18 protein-coding genes are annotated in these 18,937 nt (G+C 37.1%); 17 read left to right on the plus strand and 1 reads right to left on the minus strand.

What is annotated here, in order from left to right; translation table 11 throughout:
* The first annotated feature begins 37 nt into the window (after window positions 1–37).
* Window positions 38–250: a hypothetical protein gene (locus tag LG377_RS06475; protein WP_225744641.1), complete on the plus strand. Its 213-nt coding sequence runs from the start codon at window positions 38–40 to the stop codon at window positions 248–250.
* Between the two features lie 76 nt (window positions 251–326).
* On the opposite strand, the gene LG377_RS06480 is transcribed toward LG377_RS06475, so the two are convergent.
* A complete protein-coding gene (locus tag LG377_RS06480; RefSeq protein ID WP_225743862.1) occupies window positions 327–965 on the minus strand; it encodes a pentapeptide repeat-containing protein in 639 nt (212 codons plus the stop codon).
* A 166-nt stretch (window positions 966–1,131) separates the two neighbouring features.
* Between LG377_RS06480 and LG377_RS06485 the strand changes: the two genes are divergently transcribed.
* The 16 genes from LG377_RS06485 to fliY all read left to right on the plus strand — a co-directional run bounded on the left by LG377_RS06485 (window position 1,132) and on the right by fliY (window position 18,908).
* A complete protein-coding gene (locus LG377_RS06485; protein WP_225743863.1) occupies window positions 1,132–4,416 on the plus strand; it encodes a DEAD/DEAH box helicase in 3,285 nt (1,094 codons plus the stop codon).
* Between the two features lie 106 nt (window positions 4,417–4,522).
* Window positions 4,523–4,870, plus strand: coding sequence for a GRAM domain-containing protein (locus tag LG377_RS06490; protein WP_225743864.1), 348 nt, complete (start codon window positions 4,523–4,525; stop codon window positions 4,868–4,870).
* 113 nt (window positions 4,871–4,983) lie between these two features.
* Window positions 4,984–5,925 carry a tRNA (adenosine(37)-N6)-dimethylallyltransferase MiaA gene (gene miaA, locus LG377_RS06495; protein WP_225744642.1) on the plus strand — a complete coding sequence of 314 codons (942 nt, stop codon included), beginning with the start codon at window positions 4,984–4,986 and terminating at the stop codon, window positions 5,923–5,925.
* Window positions 5,926–7,161 carry a GTPase HflX gene (gene hflX / locus LG377_RS06500; protein ID WP_225743865.1) on the plus strand — a complete coding sequence of 412 codons (1,236 nt, stop codon included), beginning with the start codon at window positions 5,926–5,928 and terminating at the stop codon, window positions 7,159–7,161.
* A 598-nt stretch (window positions 7,162–7,759) separates the two neighbouring features.
* A complete protein-coding gene (locus tag LG377_RS06505) occupies window positions 7,760–7,942 on the plus strand; it encodes a hypothetical protein (protein WP_225743866.1) in 183 nt (60 codons plus the stop codon).
* Between the two features lie 208 nt (window positions 7,943–8,150).
* Window positions 8,151–10,403 (plus strand): methyl-accepting chemotaxis protein, encoded by a 2,253-nt coding sequence (locus LG377_RS06510; RefSeq protein WP_225743867.1) that lies wholly within the window; start codon window positions 8,151–8,153, stop codon window positions 10,401–10,403.
* 27 nt (window positions 10,404–10,430) lie between these two features.
* Window positions 10,431–10,907, plus strand: coding sequence for a chemotaxis protein CheW (locus LG377_RS06515; protein WP_225743868.1), 477 nt, complete (start codon window positions 10,431–10,433; stop codon window positions 10,905–10,907).
* A 35-nt stretch (window positions 10,908–10,942) separates the two neighbouring features.
* Window positions 10,943–11,425, plus strand: a complete 483-nt coding sequence (locus tag LG377_RS06520) for a chemotaxis protein CheD (RefSeq protein ID WP_225743869.1) — start codon at window positions 10,943–10,945, stop codon at window positions 11,423–11,425.
* Between the two features lie 44 nt (window positions 11,426–11,469).
* Complete coding sequence (gene cheB / locus LG377_RS06525) at window positions 11,470–12,480, plus strand: chemotaxis-specific protein-glutamate methyltransferase CheB (RefSeq protein WP_225743870.1); 1,011 nt, start codon at window positions 11,470–11,472, stop codon at window positions 12,478–12,480.
* Window positions 12,481–12,489: 9 nt separating this feature from the next.
* On the plus strand, window positions 12,490–13,269 hold the full coding sequence (locus LG377_RS06530) for a protein-glutamate O-methyltransferase CheR (protein WP_225743871.1): 780 nt from the start codon (window positions 12,490–12,492) through the stop codon (window positions 13,267–13,269).
* 25 nt (window positions 13,270–13,294) lie between these two features.
* On the plus strand, window positions 13,295–15,313 hold the full coding sequence (locus tag LG377_RS06535) for a chemotaxis protein CheA (RefSeq protein WP_225743872.1): 2,019 nt from the start codon (window positions 13,295–13,297) through the stop codon (window positions 15,311–15,313).
* Window positions 15,310–15,912 carry a chemotaxis protein CheC gene (locus LG377_RS06540; protein WP_225743873.1) on the plus strand — a complete coding sequence of 201 codons (603 nt, stop codon included), beginning with the start codon at window positions 15,310–15,312 and terminating at the stop codon, window positions 15,910–15,912. Before LG377_RS06535 ends, LG377_RS06540 begins: the two co-directional genes overlap by 4 nt.
* Window positions 15,913–15,934: 22 nt before the next feature.
* Complete coding sequence (locus LG377_RS06545) at window positions 15,935–16,297, plus strand: response regulator (protein WP_225743874.1); 363 nt, start codon at window positions 15,935–15,937, stop codon at window positions 16,295–16,297.
* A gap of 94 nt (window positions 16,298–16,391) precedes the next feature.
* Window positions 16,392–16,805, plus strand: coding sequence for a chemotaxis protein CheW (locus LG377_RS06550; protein ID WP_225743875.1), 414 nt, complete (start codon window positions 16,392–16,394; stop codon window positions 16,803–16,805).
* A complete protein-coding gene (gene fliM, locus LG377_RS06555; protein WP_225743876.1) occupies window positions 16,805–17,809 on the plus strand; it encodes a flagellar motor switch protein FliM in 1,005 nt (334 codons plus the stop codon). The genes LG377_RS06550 and fliM overlap by 1 nt, the downstream gene beginning before the upstream one ends.
* Window positions 17,802–18,908: a flagellar motor switch phosphatase FliY gene (fliY, locus tag LG377_RS06560; protein ID WP_225743877.1), complete on the plus strand. Its 1,107-nt coding sequence runs from the start codon at window positions 17,802–17,804 to the stop codon at window positions 18,906–18,908. The genes fliM and fliY overlap by 8 nt, the downstream gene beginning before the upstream one ends.
* The last annotated feature ends 29 nt before the right edge of the window (window positions 18,909–18,937 follow it).

Consider the following 18,937-nt stretch of genomic DNA (forward strand, 5'->3'; position numbering starts at 1 on the left):
TGGCGGATTTGAAGTCTCTAGAAAAGACGATATTGCAATCTGGCACAGTCAGGGTTTGGATTGTGAATGGGTAGCTGTATTTAATTTAAATGACTATGCAGAAAATATAGAAATCGATTTTAGTGAAACCCTTCTTGAAGCAAAAGGTTCGGTCATTGATGTTTGGTCAGACGAATTGAAAGATTATCAAGAACCCACTAAATTAACCATCCAACCGCACGACGTAAAACTTTATAAAATCTCTAAATAATTTATAGTAAAAGGCGTAACAAATCCAAGTGAGAGACTTGGAGTGTTACGCCTTTTACTTATGGGTGTCATAAAAGCTAGTCTTCAATTACAAGGCCAAGTAACTGCATAAAGCCAAGGGCTTGTTCTCTATTCACAATAGCGCCTTTAATATCTTGAGTATTCACGACGATTTTTTCAAAAGTGGATGTTCTCAAATCGACACCGTTCAAAGAAGTGTTGGAAAAACGAATACCGGACATGTCGCATTCATCAAATTGAATGTTTTTCAGTTGGTTCTCGTAGAAATCACTTTCTTTCATCTGACAAGAAGTAAACCGAACATTTTTGTGTTTCGCATAAGCAAATCCAGACAAATCTAACATGCTTTGATTAAATTGAACATCTTCTAGAAAGCTTTCTCCGAAAGATATACCGTTCATTCTGCATTGTCTGAATTCGACTCTTTTTAAAGCCGATTCATCAATTTGAGCGTTAATACATTGGCAGTGATCAAAAAGGACATCTTTGAAATAAGCATTCGGCACACTGAATTGTTCAAAAAACACGTTTTTAAATATCATATTCTTGAATTCTACATTGCGCAGTGAATCTAGATGAATTGTGCAATCTTGAATCAGTACATGTTCTAATACGGGATCTTCGTAATCAAGAACCGCTTCAAAGTCAGCTTCTGGTAAATTCAGAGGAAGTTTTGGAGGAAGAATTTTTTTCATTATAATGGACTCCTTATGTCATTTAATTAAAATTAGTGTATCTCTTTCTTTAATCTGTTACAAGTAAGGATAATATTTGGTATAATGATAAGATAATGAATACTTTGACTGATCGTTCAACAAAAGACGACAAGTAACGTTTAAAACTGATTAAAGGATGACATGCATGTTCAAAAAGCAATTTTTCCCTGAGAGTACGATAAAAAGCTTAGCGTCGAATACGAACGTATTTGCTGAAGGATTAAAACTATCTGGTGATCAAGCGGTAAAGCTTACTTCAGTAAATGATAAGGAAAGCACTTTGGTATTTTCAGTTGAAGATGCTAAAAGCGAGCAGGTCAATCTTAGATTCTATCCAAATGGGGTGGCTAAGAAGTACCACTGTACCTGTGTTCCTTTTGAAAAAAATTCTGGAGCTTGTAAGCACGTAGTAGCAAGTATGCTTCAAGCCAATTTAGTACAACAAGATGACCTGAAAAAAGTATTGAAGTCTGCTTCGGGAGCTGCCCTTAAGGAACCGATGTTTTCCTACAAAAAAAGCGAAGAAGCACTCAAGCAGCTAATTCAAGTCTCAAAACAAGAAATTTCTAGACAAACAAATGATTATAAAAACCAATCTTTGAAATTTGAATTTATCCTAAATGTTAGTGGAACGGGTTATGCTTATGCGTACGACCTATATATGAAAGTCGGTCTGGATAGATTATACGTAGTTAAAAATATTCCACACGTCATTTCAGAGATCTTAGAAGGTCGTTCGTATGAATTTGGTAAAAACTTTACCTATGATCCCTATAAACATGGTTTGAATCCGGCAGACAGAAAAATGCTTGAGATCCTATATGACGTCTATCATTTAGTAAGGTCTGCGACACCTGTAGGCTATGCCAATTCTTATCAGAACAAGAGCGATATTGAAGTACCTTCAAGAAGTCTTAAAATGGTACTAAAAGCTCTGGAAAGAACGGATGGAGGCTTTGTTAGATTCGGCCGACCACCAAAACATCTGATGAAACTAAGTGATTTGGACAAAGTGCTGATCACGGATTCTTTTGAGCGATTCCCACTTAAATTCCAGTTAGAGAAGAAAGAGCAGCTGTATCACTTCTCCATTATGGAAGAAGATGTAGAGGAACTTGAAATGAACTTCCACAGAGGTGCAAACATTGTCGAATGGAATCATGAGTTTTTCTTCCTGACTTCGGAACAATATAAATTACTGAGCAACTTAATGGAAGTATTCAGTAAAAACCAACATGCACCTTTAGTAATGCGCTCTAGAGACCTAACGGAATTCGCCTCTACTGTGCTATCGCAGTTATCTTCGTTTTTAGATATCGAAGTCAATCAAGAAGTGCAACAAACTGTTTTCCGAGAAGAGTTGGTCGCACAATGTTATATCGATACATTAGATGACCAGTTACTAATTAGTCCAGTTTTTAAATACGGAGAACTAACGATTTTCCCGCTCAAAGATCAGCCAATCGATGAAGCAATGGAAAAAGTCGTGATCAGACAATTGATCAAAGAAGACGGACTGCTTAGACTAGCACATGAATGTTTAAGTACCGCAGTTGTTAGAGACGGACGCTGGGTGCTGGATTCATTAGATGAGTTAAGTGAGTTTCTCTATGAAAGTTTACCCATCATAGCTGAACAATTTGAAATCTTTATGTCTACGAATGCGAAGCAATTAGTCTATGAGCCAAGAACGGCGCCTTCTATTTCAATTGAATTAAATCGAAACTCTAATCTTCTGGATATCAACTTTGAAGCAGAAGATATTGAAGCGGATGATTTAAAAGAATTGATCAGACAACTCAACAACAACAAACACTACTACCGTTTATCGAACGGCAAGATTTTGAATTTAAAAGAAGAGAAGTTCAAGCAATTGAACGAAACCGTTCAGAAGATGGATATTGATACAGAAGATATTAAAGAGGAAATGACCGTACCCTTGTTCCAAGGGTTAACCGTACTCGAAGACTCTATTATCAATCAAGGGAATCAATTCAGGAAGCTAACGCAGCAATTGCTGGAACCACAGAGTTTGAATTTCGAGTTACCTAACGAGCTTCAAGCTGATCTTAGACCGTACCAGAAAACTGGATTCAACTGGCTTAAATCACTTGACCATTATGGATTTGGTGGTGTACTAGCGGATGATATGGGACTTGGGAAAACACTCCAAACCATCACATTCTTGCTTTCTAAAGTACAAGAAGTTGGCGGACAGTATTTAATCATTTGTCCTTCGAGTGTCTTGTATAACTGGCAGCACGAGTTTCAAAAATTCGCTCCAGGTATCCAAACGATTCTAGTAGCAGGTTCTATAGAAGAACGAGAAGCCGCTATCCGTCAATCGATTGACGAAGAAATCCCAGTGCTCATTACGAGCTATCCATTGATTCAAAGAGATTTTATCTTGTATAAAGATCATGACTTCAAAACGATTATTTTGGATGAATCTCAAAATGTGAAGAACAGTTCAGCTAAAACGACTCAAGCTGTGATGCATTTGAAAGCTGATACAAAATTTGCTTTATCTGGAACACCGATCGAAAATAACCTTGGAGAGTTATGGTCACTATTTTCTATTGTTCAACCTGGACTGTTTAAAAACAGGAAAGCTTATAAACAGACAACGCAGAGTCGTATTGCAGCTAAAATTCGTCCTTTCGTATTAAGACGACTGAAACGCGATGTATTGAGTGATTTACCTGCTAAAACAGAGACAACGGAATATATTGAATTATCACCTGAACAAAAACGCATCTATCAGTCTCAATTAACGATGATACGTGAAGAAGTCAAAGGGATGATTCAAGAGAATACATTTGAAAGAAATAGAATTCGAGTGCTTGCTGGGATGACAAGGTTAAGACAGATCTGTTGTGATCCATCACTGATTTCTTCAGACTTTGAAGGAGATAGTTCTAAGCTCGAGCGATTACTAGAATACCTTGAAGAAGCAAGACTAAATGGAAAACGTGTTGTCTTATTCTCTCAATTCACATCAATGTTAAGTATTATAAAAGAACGATTGGACAAGCAAGAAGTGGATTATCACTATCTTGACGGTCAGACTAAAAATGAAGACCGATTAAAACTAACGACCCGATTTAATATGGGAGAAAAAGATTTATTCCTGATTTCACTTAAAGCAGGCGGGACTGGATTGAACCTTACTGGTGGAGATACGGTTATCTTGTATGACTCATGGTGGAACCCAGCCATTGAAGACCAAGCAGCGGATCGTGTACATCGATATGGGCAGAAAAATGCTGTTCAAGTTATCCGTTTAATTGCTACGGGTACAATTGAAGAAAGAATCAATGAGTTACAAGCGAAAAAACGTGAGTTAATTGATGATGTCATTGAAACCGGAAATGAAAAAACGATTACGAGTCTGTCAAAAGACGAAGTATTGAATTTGTTGAACGATTAAAAAAGTTTTATGCCTTTGAGAGTGTATTTGGTTGTATAACCTTATCATTCGGCATAAGATACATTTATCAATCATTAAGAATGATCTCAAAAAGAAGGTGTGTTAAGTGAAAAATGAATCAATAGCTTTAGAGCTACCACCTGAAGAGTCGATCATGCTTGAAAAAAAAGCCAACAAAAAGAAAAATGGATTCAAGTATCTTGGTGGTACAATTATCCTTACAAATGGTGCCCTTTATTTTAATCCACAAAAAAATGCGTCCTCCTATGATATCACGCGAATTCCGCTGACAGATGTTCATGTCTTGAAAAAGGGTGTTTCAATAGGCCTGATTCCGAATAGAATCATCGTTGGAGATAATCAGGGAACGGAACATGTATTTGTTGTAACGAATCGAAATCAATTTTACGAAGCAATAGAAACGCAATTAAGTCATAAAATTTCAAAAGACTAATTTAGGAGCAACAACTTCATCTGAGGTTGTTGCTTTTTGATTTAATCGATTCAGTTAATTCACAATTGTTCCTGTGGTATACTGGTGTATAAGGACAAGCGTACTGGAGGTAAATTTTGAAAGAAAAAATCATCATCATAGTTGGACCAACTGCAGTTGGAAAAACAAGTTTAAGTTTGGAACTTGCTGAAACCTTTAATGGAGAAATCATTAGTGGAGACTCGATGCAAGTTTATAAATCACTAGATATCGGAACAGCAAAAGCTACGCAGGAAGAAAGAAACAGAGTGAACCATTACCTTATTGACGAAGTAGAACCTGATAAACCTTATACAGTTTCTGATTTCAAAGAAAAAGCTACGAAAGATATTCAGGACATCATAGCTAAACATAAGGTTCCTATTATAGTTGGTGGAACAGGTTTATATATAGAATCTCTTTTATATGATGTCTCCCATGGTGGAGAAGCAGCACCAGACCTTGCTTATCGAGAAAAAATGGAACAGCTTGCTTTAAATGAGGGAAATCTAGCGGTTTGGGAGAAGTTGAAATCAATTGATCCAGTAGCTGCAGAGATGATTCATCCAAATAATTTAAGAAGAGTGATACGTGCACTTGAGGTTTACCAGACCACAGGTGTCTTGTTCTCTACATTACAAAAAGAAAAGTCAGATAAAGAGCCTCTTTTCGATGCGTATATCATCGGTTTAACAACAGATCGGGCACTCTTATATAAAAGAATCAATCAAAGAGTGGAAGAAATGGTAGAAAATGGTTTGATGGAAGAAGCTGAACAATTGATTCAAACGGTTCCTGAAGATGCGCAAAGTGTGAAGGGCATCGGCTATAAAGAATGGATCCCTTACTTTCAGAAGAAGTGTACTTTAGAACACGTTATAGACTCAATCCAGCAGAACTCCAGAAGATATGCAAAACGTCAGTTAACGTGGTTTAGAAATCGTATGAAAATTGATAGCTGGTGGAATCTAGTAGAAGAACCAGAGAAAATGGACCAGATTAAAAGGGAACTTAAACTATTTTTAGGATGTGAGTAGATGAAACAGGAAGAAGAATACGAAAAAGTCGTTGTAGTTGGTATTCAGACAAAAGAAACAGATAATCAATTTAGATATTCTCTGGATGAATTAAAACAACTAGTAGAAAATGCTGGTGGTAAAGTTGTCGGAGATTTGACTCAAAAAAGAGATCGTCAAGATGCTAAGACTGTTATCGGTAAAGGGAAATTGAATGAGTTAAAACATTTAAGTGAAGAAGTTGAAGCTTCTACGATCGTTTTCAACCAGGAACTTTCTCCTAGAAATGTTAGAAATATTCAAGAGGAAGTGGAAGCCAAAGTCATTGATAGAATACAAGTGATCTTGGATATCTTTGCTTTAAGAGCACAAAGTAAGGAAGGTAGACTGCAAGTGCAACTAGCGCAATTGTCTTATCTATTACCTAGGTTAGCTGGACAAGGAGTGAACATGTCTCGTTTAGGTGCCGGTATTGGAACACGTGGACCAGGAGAAACGAAATTGGAGACAGACAGACGTCATATCCAGAATCAAGTGACGGATATTAAACAAGAACTAAAAAAAATTGAGTCTCACCGCGAACGTAGTAGGGAACAGAGAAAACAAAGTAATGTCTTTCAAATTGGTTTGATTGGGTATACAAATGCTGGTAAATCAACGATTTTGAATATGACCACGGATACAGGAACATATGAGAAAGATCAGTTGTTTGCTACTTTGGATCCTTTAACGAGACAAGTAGAACTACCTTCAGGTCTTAAATCAACGATGACCGATACGGTCGGCTTTATTCAAGACTTGCCTACACAACTCATTGAATCTTTTCAGTCTACACTAGAAGAATCAAAAGAAGTGGACTTGCTACTTCATGTAGTGGATGCTGCTGAAGAGAACATCTTAGGTCACGAGCAGACTGTACTCGACCTTCTTAAGGAACTGGGAATGGACAGTATTCCCCGTCTAACGGTCTATAATAAAAAAGATTTAGCGGATGAACATTTCCAACCGAGTCTTTATCCAAATGTCGTTATTTCAGCGAAAGATCCAGATGATATTGCAGTTTTGTTTGAACAGATTGAAAAGAGTATCAAAGAACAAATGCTACCTTATTCAGTTGAGATTTCTAATGCACGAGGCGACTTACTAGTGCAACTCAGAAATGAAACTATCATAAAAAAACAACACTATGATGAGGAAAAGCAAAAGTATCATGTAGAGGGATTTGCACGTCCAGATTCACTATGGCACAGAAGATGATTCAAAATAGCATAAAAAAACTTAGAGAGCTAGGAAATCATCCAACTCTCTAAGCTTTCTTGCACTCATTTGCTCTTATTTTCAAATGTAAGTTACGCAAAAGAAATTGCATTATTTGATTTATGTAAATTATAGGTGATTTTAGTGTTTCGTTTTAAATAACAAGCTTAATTGGGTTCAACTCCATACGATTATGAAGAAGGTTATTAAATCATACTTAGAAAGAGTGAGCCAGTTATGATGTTCAAACATAATCTTCAAAGTGAAAAAAAGACTCTATTTAATAGATGAAAGAACTCTCGAAATCGGTTGATTGGGTTTCAAAACTTATTACGATCATTTCAGAACAATCAGATGCCACAAACAATGCCTTTATTCGAAATGACCATAGTTTAGACTAAGTTCATTCTAACTGTGTATCTACGTTAAATACGCTTGAACAGTTGAAACATAATATTTCCACAGTTGATCAGGATATTCAAAATATTGAAACCATTTTAGAAGTCATTTTAGAAATCGCTGAAAAGACAAACCTCTTGTCAGTTCCATAAACAAAACAATAGAATTCACCGGTATTATCGAGGAAAAGAAAGATAGTGTGGTTTCGGCGATCTCTGAAATAGCTGAGACGGCTGAGGAAACCTCTTCTAGTACGGAAGAAGTCTCTGCCAATACTGAGGAAATCTTAGCTACTATGGATGGATTTTTATCGACTATTCATCATTTAAAGAATCTATCAGTAGATTTAAAAAGCTCTACCAGCCAGTTCATAATCAAGTAATAGATTATGATATTTGAACGATTGCTAAGATCGACTAGCACACCATTGTGTAGTCAATTGTGACAGTTCTCTAAAATGTATATTATTTTACCCAATTGAATATAAACTTTTAAGAATACTTACCGATAGTAACTAAAGTCAGTTAAGTATTCTTTAAAGTATTATAAAATCTGTGCGCACAGCGTATTTAAAGGAGTTCGTTGAATTAATGGAAAAAATGAATGAACAATGGAACAGAGTAAAGCAGAATATCCGTAAAATCGATTGGTCAAAGTTTAAGATTTCCAAACAAAATCAAAGCAAAACAGACCACAAGAGCGTTCGATGGCCCATTACTTTTATCTTGACCATAGTAATGTTGATTCCCGTATTATTAACATTACTTTTTACATACATACAGACAACAAATATCTTAACGGAGCGTATTGAAGAACAAGAAAGACAAATCACGACCAATATTGTTAGTACGATCAATAGTGCAGCAATAGCAGCAGAGTCAACTGTTGAACGACTCGCGATGGATTCAATTTTGAATCAAGTTTCTTCTGGTGTTGATGGCGCAAAATCAGATCTTAACTCACGTCTTCAATACATATCTTCTGGGAATAGATATATTGCCGATGCTTACTATATTGCTACAGGTGCAGAGCCGGATTATGTCTCAACGGTTTCATTGAATGGAACGGGTGCTTTATCACAAACACTACCCTGGCTAACAGCGGCATCGGAATCTGCGGGATTAATGTGGTCAGCTCCATATGAATTGAACAATAAAACGCGCATGACGGTTTCTAGACCATTAATTGCTGGAAGAGAAGTCATTGGTGTCCTAGCAGTCGATTTAGATCTTGAGACAATCAAAACAGACGTTAAAAATGCAGAAATCGCTGACACAGGTTCTATTCAGATTTTTACCGATGAAGGAGTTGCTATTGCTTCACCTGACGAATCTATTATTGGTGAAAATTTTGGAAATGACCCGTTCTTTGTTTCAGCTAAAGCCTCAAGCGTTGAGAACCCAACAGGTTTTATCCAAGACAAAACAGTCAACAATGAAAAATTTGGCATATATTATGAAAGCTTAAACTCATTAGGATTGAACATATTTGGTATGGTAACCGCTGATGAAATGCAAAATGAAATCAGTGCACTAAATAAAATGATGCTTTTCATCACAATTTTCACGATTATCCTTGCAGCTGTCATTGCTTATCTTTTCTCAAGTATATTAATGTCGATTGCACGTTCATTAATGAACTCTTTCAGTCAAATTCGGGATGGCAAACTGACACACCGCCTAAAATACAAAGAACTTGTTCATATTCAAAATCCTTTTACAAGATTTACCAATAAAGATTCGAAAATTAAAGATGATCAAGTAAATCCAGCAGATTCAGACCTTGATCCAAAAGGAAATGAACTACATCAAATTGCGATTGTGTTCAATGAAACGATGGAAACATTTGAAGAAACCATTGCAGTGATCCAAGGAAACAGCTTGAATGTCTCTGAAATGGCGACTTCTTTAACCGAGTTATCTGATCAAACAAGTCGAGCGACTGCCGAGGTTGCACAAACGATCTCGGGTGTTGCTGAAGCAACAAGTACGCAGACACAAGACACTGAAGAAACAGCAAACCAGATGAATGAGCTTTCAGTTGCTTTAAATGATATCAATGATGCTGTTGGTAAAATGGGCGAGCATGCAGATACAACAATGGTCTTGAATGGTAGCAATACCTTTGCGACACAAGATGTCGATGCAAACTGGAAAACAACTTTGTCTACAATCAATGGATTGAAAGTTCAAATTGAAGAAGTGGATGGAGATATTCAAAATATTGAAGGTATCGTCAATGCGATTACCAATATTGCTAAGAAAACAAACTTGCTTGCACTGAATGCTTCCATAGAAGCAGCACGTGCTGGTGAAGCCGGTAGAGGGTTCGCTGTAGTAGCTGAAGAAATTAGAAATCTTGCTGAACAGAGTGCACAGTCTTCTAAAGACATTCAGAATATCATTCATATGGTTCAAAGCAAATCTACGAACATGGTTGAACACTTGGAAGAAACGAATCAAGAAAGTGCTGTTCAAACTGAGAAAATTGGCGAAGCATTAACGGCTTCTGAAAATGTTGCAAGCTCACTTGAACAACTCGTTGCGAGTATGATTGTCGTCATGCAGTCATCCTCTGTAATTAATCAACGTAAAGATGAAGTTGTCTCACAATTAGAGAATATTGCTGCTTCAGCAGAAGAAAATTCTGCTGGAACACAAGAAGTTTCAGCGAATGCTGAAGAAATACTTGCAACGATGGAAGACTTCTCAGCACATATCAAGAATTTGGAAAGTGTTGCAGATCATTTGAAGGAATCAGCTAAACGCTTTGAAATTAAATCATCACAAGCAACAGTGAATTTGGAAGAAGATGAAACAGATCTGAATCCGCAGCTCGTTTAACATGAAAAAGAGGAATGAGGAACTGTAATGAATAAACACATATTATTTAGAGTTGGAGAACAAAACTATGCGATCTCTATAGCTGAAACGGATAGAGTCGTCCACATAGAGAACTACACAATTGTACCGGATGTATCCTCTTATATTATTGGCATGCAAGATATTGAAGGTACGATCGTTCCTATGATTGATTTATCTGAGCGATTCTTTAAACAACGGTTAGAGAATTTTGATCAAACAGATACAGTGGTCGTGAAATGGAAAGAAGAAAAGATCGGCTTAACAGTAAACGAAGTCCTTGCTGTTGAAGACTTCAATGAAGATCAAATATCAACAAAAGAAGCTACAGGAGAGAAAAAAGATGGTGTTTCAACCTCTTATATTTCTGCCTTTGTACAAACTAAAGATGGGATCGTACCGATTTTAGATCCTCACGCGTTGTTTAGTGCTGATCAGGCAGAGGAAATGCAGGCGTTACTTGCCATTAACCATATACAAAGCTAAAGTAATCGCTTAGTAGAATAACGGAGGAAAAGACCATGTCTGAACAAGTGAAGGTAGGCATTTCAGATTATAAAATTTCTGAGCCGCCCAATCATTTAGTGACTATTGGACTCGGTTCATGCATAGGGATTGCTTTACACGAACCGATTACGAAAAAAGGTGCATTGATTCATATCATGCTACCTGAAAGTGAAGGATTCAAAGATACGACAAAATGGGAAAAATTTGCAGACTTGGCGATACCAAGAGTTGTAGAACAAATCCAAAAAGAAACGGGCAAAAAGAAACTAATCGCTAAAATTGCTGGTGGCGCTAGTATGTTTAAATTTAACAATCAAAACGATACAATGCAGATTGGAAAAAGAAATACGTTAGCAGTTGAAAAGACCTTGAATGAACTAAAAATCCCCATTTTAGGAGACCACACAGGTGGAAAGATGGGTCGTTCAATGTTTGTTGATCTAGAAACGTTTGAAGTGACTGTACGGATGGTCAACCGTGAACTGCATATATTATAGTCCTGCGAATACCGCAAGAGGGAACAAGTAAAGGATGCTGGAAAATGTCGATAAAAATAATGGTCATTGATGACTCGGCATTCATGCGTAGGATAATGAGTCATACCCTTCAGGAGATTGAAGGTGTAGAAGTACACAGCCTCGTCAGTTGTGGTAAAGAAGCAATTGAAAAACTGAAACAACCTTTTCCTGACCTGATTACAATCGATGCCCAGGTGCCTGATTTAAATGAAACAAACGAACTCAAAAAACTCATTCAAAAACACGCTATTCCAGCAGTAATGATCAGTTCATCAGACAGTAAAAAAGAAACAACCCTTAAAGCGCTAGAAATGGGTGCAGTTGATTACCTTCAAAGACCGCAGGAACTAAATAGAGACTGGGGAATCTTTCAAGAACGTTTAGAAAAAAAGATTCAGTTGTTTACAAAACCAAAAAATCAACTAAATAAACTACCTAATAAAAAGATAAGACAAAAAACCAGTAACTTTACTTTACCTGTAGAAGCCATTGTTATAGGAGCTTCAACTGGTGGACCCAAAGCACTGGTAGAAGTTATAAAGATGTTACCACCAAAAATTGAGATTCCAGTATTTATTGTCCAACATATGCCAAAAGGCTTTACAACTTCTTTCGCTAATCGACTGGATTCAATTGCTGCTTTAACTGTTTTAGAGGCAGAAGATGGACAGAAAATACAAAAAGATACGGTTTATCTAGCACCTGGAGGTAAACATATGTTGTTAGATGGTGACAAGATATTGTTGACTGAAGAAGATAAAATACATGGCGTTAGGCCGGCAGTTGACTATCTTTTTGAAACAGCTGCCATAAAATATGGCCATCACCTTGTCGGAGTTGTTTTGACAGGGATGGGTAATGATGGTGCAAAAGGAAGCAAAGCAATTAAAGAAAACGGCGGATATATAATTACACAGAATCAGGAGACATCGGTTATCTACGGTATGCCTAGAAACGTTGAGGAAAAAGGCTATTCTGATAAGGTAGCAAGCCTGTACGATATCGGTGATATCCTAAAAAATATGATTGGATGACAATAAAATATGGCGACATTAAATTTTGACTTTTTCTATGAGTGGGTCTTGAGCAATTTGAACATAAACTTGAATGCCTATAAAGAGAAACAACTGCAAAGAAGAATCGGTACAATTATGAAACAGTCAGGTGCAACGACTCTTGAAGAATATGCAAAAAATATCTCTAAAGATGAAATACTTAAAAAACAATTTCTGGATTATATAACGATTAACGTTACAGAGTTTTTTAGAAATAAGGACTTATTTGATAACTTTGAATTAATGATCAATACGCACTTATCACCTAAATTTAAAGAACTGAAAATTTGGAGTGCTGCTTGTTCTATCGGAGCAGAACCATATTCACTAGCAATGATCGCACAAAAAAATAATATCAAATTAAAACAAAAAATCATTGCTACAGATATTGACCGTACGATACTTGATCGTGCTGCAAAAGGGTATTACAGAGACAACGAATTAAAAAACGTTTCATTAATAGATAAAAATACGTACTTTGATTTAAAAGATGGTTACTACTGTATTCAGAACGCGATCAAACAAAAAGTTCAGTTCAAGCAGCATGATCTCGTTCAAGATAAATATGAAAAAGGGTTCCACGCAATCATCTGTAGAAATGTGACTATTTATTTTAAATCAGATGTCAAAGACGATATCTATATGCGCATGGCAGACTCTCTTGTTACAGGTGGATTACTATTTACTGGCGCAACGGAAACTATTTATCAGCCTGAAAAGTATCAGTTAAGAAAAATCGCATCATTTATCTATGAAAAAATAGAATAATTTACGAAAGAAGGAGGAGATGAGTATGGAAGATAACAGCGCCTACCGCGATCTGTTCTTTGAAGAAACAGATACGAATTTAGAAATATTAAACGAAGAAGTCTTAAGACTAGAACAAAACCCAGAAGATACGGAAATCATTGACTCAATCTTCCGCGCTGCCCATACGTTAAAAGGTATGGCCGCAACGATGGGCTACAATACAATGGCAAAGCTGACTCACTCTGTTGAGAATGTGTTTGAATTATTTAAATCCAAAACAGCTAAAGTAGATACAGGAACTATTTCGTTGATCTTCGATTGTTTAGATACGCTTACAGACATCGTTGAAGCCTTAAGAGCTGGTGAAAGTGATGAGTTAGATATTTCAGCACTTGTTGCAAGACTTGAAGCTGTCTCGAGTGGATCAGAAGTATCTAGTGAATCGACTACTGAAGAAACTCAGTCAGACAAAATGGATTTAATCTTAGAAAAATTAGATCCGTCTGATCTAACCGTGATCGAGCAAGCAGAACAAGCGGATTACAAAGCATTCGTTATTGCGGTCAAAGTGGATAAAGATAGCTTTATGAAAGCTGCCAGAGCCTTTCTGGTCATCAATAAATTGGAACAAGAAGGCGATATTATTCACACAGAGCCTTCCGCGGATAAAATCGAAGAAGGCGAGTTTGAAGAACATTTTAAACTCCTACTCTTAAGCAAGCAAGAGGAATCAACTTTAAAAGAACAAATTCTTGAAACGAGTGAAATTGAAGAAGTCTTAATCAAACCGTTTGAGCAAGCACCTAGCATTGAAGAAGAGGCTCAACCAGCTAGCAAAGAAGTTGCTGCTCAAACAACAATCGTTCCTTCTGAAGCAGAAGCAAAAACTGCTGCACCGAAAAAATCTATTTCCAAACAAACGATTAGAGTGGATCTATCCAGACTAGATCAGTTTATGAACCTAGTTTCTGAACTGGTTATCCATAGAACGAGACTTGAAGATCTAACGGAAAAAGAAAAACTTCAAGAATTAACAGAACCCCTAACAGAAGTTGGACGGATTACGACAGAGCTTCAAGAACTTGTTTTACAGTTACGGATGCAGCCGTTCAATGTCGTCTTGCAGCGTTTCCCAAGAATGCTTAGAGATTTGGCTAATGAACTGGGTAAAGAGATTCAACTGGTTACTGAAGGGGAAGATACTGAACTAGACAGAACGGTTATCTCTGAAATTGGCGAGCCGATCATCCACCTTTTAAGAAATTCAGCTGACCACGGTATCGAAATGCCAGATGAAAGAGAAAAACTTGGTAAACCAAGAGTTGGGACAGTTAAACTAGCTGCTTATCCAGAAGGTAATAGAGTAGTTGTTACCCTTTCAGACGATGGTAAAGGGTTGAACCCTCAAATGATTAAAGAAAGTGCAGAAAGAAAAGGGATTGATACAACTGGACTTTCTGATGAAGACCTTCAACAATTGATCTTCCATCCAGGATTTTCAACCGCTGCGAAAGTAACGGGGATTTCTGGACGTGGAGTAGGCATGGATGCTGTTAAAGAAAAGATTTCTAGTCTGAATGGAACGATCGAAACGATCAGTGAAGTGGGCAAAGGGACTACATTTAAAATTGTTCTTCCGCTTACTCTTTCAATCATTCAATCGCTTCTCGTTCGCTCTGGTGGAGAAACCTTTGCAATGCCTCAAGCCATTATTGATAAGGTGAATCGTTTTGAGGAAGAAGAAGCGATTCAAGTACATCAAAACGAGGTATATCGTTACAACGATACGACGATACCGATTACACGTCTGACAAGAGCCTTGAATCTTGAAGAAACAGATGATCGTAATGCGCATATCATTATCGTATCTATTGGTGATGAAAAACATGGATTGGTTGTAGATGAGTTAGTTCAGCAAAAAGAGATTGTCATCAAAAAACTCGGAAAAGAACTCGGTGAAATGAAACAATTTCTCGGAGCAACAATCATGGGAGACGGGAGTATTAGTCTGATTCTTGATATCACTTCAATCTGTAAAGAAAGAAGGGAAGTTAGACAATGAGCCTTGACGAATCACTACTTCGATTAGATGCTTTACAAGAAATGGTCAATATCGGTGGAGGAAATGCTGCAACAAGTTTATCTAAACTGATTGAACGAAAAGTTGAAATGGATGTTCCAACACTTGAAGTCATGAATTATGATGACGTTTATCAGAAAATTCGTGGCGAAGAAGAAGTGGTTAAAGCGGTATTGATGAATGCACTCGGGGATGAAGACGAATACGGAATTTTCCTATTTGTAGTCGATCCTGAAGATGCTGATCAGTTAGCTAAAATGATCATGCCAGAAGGAATCGAATTAACGGACGAATTAATCGATTCTTCTATTTCAGAGCTAGTTAACATATTAGTTCACTCTTTTATAACGGCTGTCATGAAGATAATCGATACAATGATTATTTCTACAGTACCGATTATGGTGGAAGATATGTTTGGTTCGATTGTAAGTAGTGTCTATATGGAACAACAACAGTATGATGACAACATTTTTATCATAAAAAATGAATTTTATAGTCTTGGACACAAAATTGAAGGAAGTTTGTATTTTGTACCCAAGCCTGGTGTGTTAGAATTATTATTGCGTCGATTAGGCGTATAGGATTGAAGGGAGAAATTTAAAAATGGCTAAACGTGTATTAATTGTTGATGACGCAGCATTCATGCGTATCAAACTAAAAGATATTTTAGAAAAAAATGGATATGAGGTAGCAGCAGAAGCACAAAATGGTGTTGAGGCTGTTGAGAAATTCAAAGAAACTCAACCGGATTTAGTGACTATGGATATCACTATGCCAGAAAAAGATGGCGTTGAAGCACTTAAAGAAATCAAACAACTTGATCCAAATGCAGTTGTTTTAATGTGTTCAGCAATGGGTCAGCAGTCTATGGTTATGGATGCGATTCGTGCAGGAGCTATTGATTTCATCGTAAAACCTTTTGATACAGAACGCGTTATCAAAGCTTTAGATAAAGCTAGCCAGTAAACACATAAAACGGTGAAGATGTGCATTCAAAAAATTGTCACACCTACACCGTTTTATTGTATCTAGAATAAGTATAATAAGGAGGGACGAAGTCATGCAGGTAATTGTATTTCGTCTAGGAGAAAGAACTTACGGCTTTTCCACTGATAGAGTAGAAGAAATTACGACAATTCTTTCAACGACTAAAGTGCCACATGCACCAGAGTGGACTGTGGGTCTAGTGAACTTAAGAGGACAAGTCATGACATTAGTTGATCTTGATAAACTTTTGAATGAAACGAGTTCTACTGAAGAAGACTGGTACAAAAACACCATCATCATACATACTGAAGAGAACCCTATCGCATTAAAAGTAGGTCCAGTGATTGGTGTAACCGATGTTGAAGAAAATGAATTTCAATTAAGTGGGGAAGAAGAATCTGTCATTTCTGGATATCTATCTGTTTACGACAGTATCGTAAGCGTTATTGAATTGGATCAGATCTTTAAGGAGAAAGAGGAAGTATAATGAGCCAACAAGTCCTGTCACAACAAGAAATTGATGCATTGTTGGATGCAATGGACAGTGGCGAAATTGATACAGAACAAATGGTAGAGGAACTGGATTCCCCTAAAGTAAAACCGTATGATTTTCGTCGACCTGTTCGTTTGTCAAAAGAATATCTATCAACAATTACGATGGTATTCGAAGACTTTTCCAAAATTGCAGTCAATTTGTTGTCTACCCAACTAAGAAAGCCCGTAGATATAAAAATTGCGGCAATTGAGCAAGTATCGTTCGATGAATTCGTTCATTCCGTGCCAAGTTTTACCTTAATGGGTATTTTTCAAAGCAAACCACTTAGTGGGATGCAGATTATAGAAATCAATCCTCAGTTCAGTTTACAAATGGTCGAACTCCTTTGTGGATTCGGCGAATTATCAGATGAAATTTTACCATCAGATAAAGATAGTTTCACAGATATCGAAAGAGCTATTTTAGAAGATGTTACGACTTCATTCTTGCGTTCTTTTGAAACGGCCTGGAAAGAAATTACAGAACTAAAAGTTGAATTAGAATATACGGAAACGAATCCGCAATTACTACAGACAATGTCTCCAAATGAACCTGTCTTACTTGTTACATTCTCGGTTACACTTGATGAACAAAAGACTTTTATCAATATGTGTGTACCTTACATATTCTTTGAGGACATGCTGGACAAATTGAGTTTCCGCAACTGGTTCCATTCAGGTAAAGAATTCGATTCTTCTGAGAGAGGTCAGATTTCTAAAAACCTTGAACAGGTTCCGTTGAATCTGGAAGTCCTACTAGGTGAGTCTCACATGACGATTTCTGATTTCCTTGAAATGGAAGAAGGCGACATTATACAGTTGAATGAGAAGACATCAAAACCATTAACGATGTATGTTGAAGACAAGCCATATTACAAAGTGAAACCAGGAATGATCGAGGATCAACTGGCAGTAGAAGTTATGAAGTTTATGGGAGGAGAGAGTACCGATGAGTAGCGGTCAAATGTCACAAGAAGAAATCGATGCATTGTTAAATGGCACAGGTCCAGTGGATACGGCTGTAGCGGAAGAAGAAACAGCCTCTGTTGACCATAGTATTCCACAAGAAACAAAAGACATATTAGGAGAAGTTGGAAACATCTCTATGTCTCAAGCTGCTACGACACTTTCTCAATTGTTAAATCGTACGATTAAAATCACGACACCTGTTGTTTCTGGTGTTACGTTAAAACAAATTATTGATGAATGTGAAGTACCAAAAGTCGTTACAACGATTGGATTCAAAGAAGGATTAGTCGGAAACAACGTCTTAATGATTGATGTTGAAGATGCTGTCGTTATTGCGGATCTTATGATGGGCAATGATGGTAAAGGTGTAGAAGGTAAAGAATTCACTGAGTTGGAACTGAGTGCAGTTGCTGAAGCGATGAACCAGATGATGGGGACGGCTTCTACGGCAATGGCGACGATGTTCAGTAAACCAATAGATATCTTGCCTCCAAACGTTGAAGTATGGCAAAGCCCAGAAGAAGCCACTTTGGAAAACATTACAGATGAAAGTACGATTTGTAAGATTTCTTTCCAACTAAGTGTGGAAGGATTACTAGAAAGTGAAATCATGCAGATTTTACCTCTTGAAACAGCGAAGGAAATCGTTGAAATCATGCTTGGTGATGAAGCTGAGGTCGTTCAAGGTCGTGAGCAAGAAGAAGTGGTCGCTGAAACGCCAGCGCCAGCTGTTGCCCCCGTTCCTAAAGCGCCGAAACCTCAGGAATCAGTCAATGTTCAAAAGCCTAAATTCCAAGATCTAGAACAAACTGGAGCAAAATCTTCTCCAAGGAACCTTGATTTAATCATGGATGTACCACTAGATTTCAGTGTTGTCTTAGGTAAAAGTAAAAAGACCATCAAAGACATATTGTCATTAGGTACAGGCTCAGTTGTTGAACTAGACAAGATGACGGATGAGCCACTAGAAATATATGTAAATGGCAAACTGATTGCAGAAGGCGAAGTTGTTGTTATCAACGAAAGCTTTGGTATCAGAATTACAAATATTTTAAGCAAAGAACAACGCATTACTCATTTAAATTAATCAATAGATTCAAAGACACGGACTTGTTT

Origin of the sequence: Marinilactibacillus sp. Marseille-P9653 (assembly GCF_916618885.1) — a bacterium.
Classification (GTDB): domain Bacteria; phylum Bacillota; class Bacilli; order Lactobacillales; family Carnobacteriaceae_A; genus Marinilactibacillus.

What these genes read in the sequence shown, in the direction of transcription:
- LG377_RS06480 (WP_225743862.1), bottom strand. Translation starts at nt 965, where the DNA reads ATGAAAAAAATTCTTCCTCCAAAACTTCCTCTGAATTTACCAGAAGCT.
- LG377_RS06485 (WP_225743863.1), top strand. Translation starts at nt 1,132, where the DNA reads ATGTTCAAAAAGCAATTTTTCCCTGAGAGTACGATAAAAAGCTTAGCG.
- hflX (WP_225743865.1), top strand. Translation starts at nt 5,926, where the DNA reads ATGAAACAGGAAGAAGAATACGAAAAAGTCGTTGTAGTTGGTATTCAG.
- LG377_RS06510 (WP_225743867.1), top strand. Translation starts at nt 8,151, where the DNA reads ATGGAAAAAATGAATGAACAATGGAACAGAGTAAAGCAGAATATCCGT.
- LG377_RS06515 (WP_225743868.1), top strand. Translation starts at nt 10,431, where the DNA reads ATGAATAAACACATATTATTTAGAGTTGGAGAACAAAACTATGCGATC.
- LG377_RS06520 (WP_225743869.1), top strand. Translation starts at nt 10,943, where the DNA reads ATGTCTGAACAAGTGAAGGTAGGCATTTCAGATTATAAAATTTCTGAG.
- cheB (WP_225743870.1), top strand. Translation starts at nt 11,470, where the DNA reads ATGTCGATAAAAATAATGGTCATTGATGACTCGGCATTCATGCGTAGG.
- LG377_RS06530 (WP_225743871.1), top strand. Translation starts at nt 12,490, where the DNA reads ATGGCGACATTAAATTTTGACTTTTTCTATGAGTGGGTCTTGAGCAAT.
- LG377_RS06535 (WP_225743872.1), top strand. Translation starts at nt 13,295, where the DNA reads ATGGAAGATAACAGCGCCTACCGCGATCTGTTCTTTGAAGAAACAGAT.
- LG377_RS06540 (WP_225743873.1), top strand. Translation starts at nt 15,310, where the DNA reads ATGAGCCTTGACGAATCACTACTTCGATTAGATGCTTTACAAGAAATG.
- LG377_RS06545 (WP_225743874.1), top strand. Translation starts at nt 15,935, where the DNA reads ATGGCTAAACGTGTATTAATTGTTGATGACGCAGCATTCATGCGTATC.
- LG377_RS06550 (WP_225743875.1), top strand. Translation starts at nt 16,392, where the DNA reads ATGCAGGTAATTGTATTTCGTCTAGGAGAAAGAACTTACGGCTTTTCC.
- fliM (WP_225743876.1), top strand. Translation starts at nt 16,805, where the DNA reads ATGAGCCAACAAGTCCTGTCACAACAAGAAATTGATGCATTGTTGGAT.
- fliY (WP_225743877.1), top strand. Translation starts at nt 17,802, where the DNA reads ATGAGTAGCGGTCAAATGTCACAAGAAGAAATCGATGCATTGTTAAAT.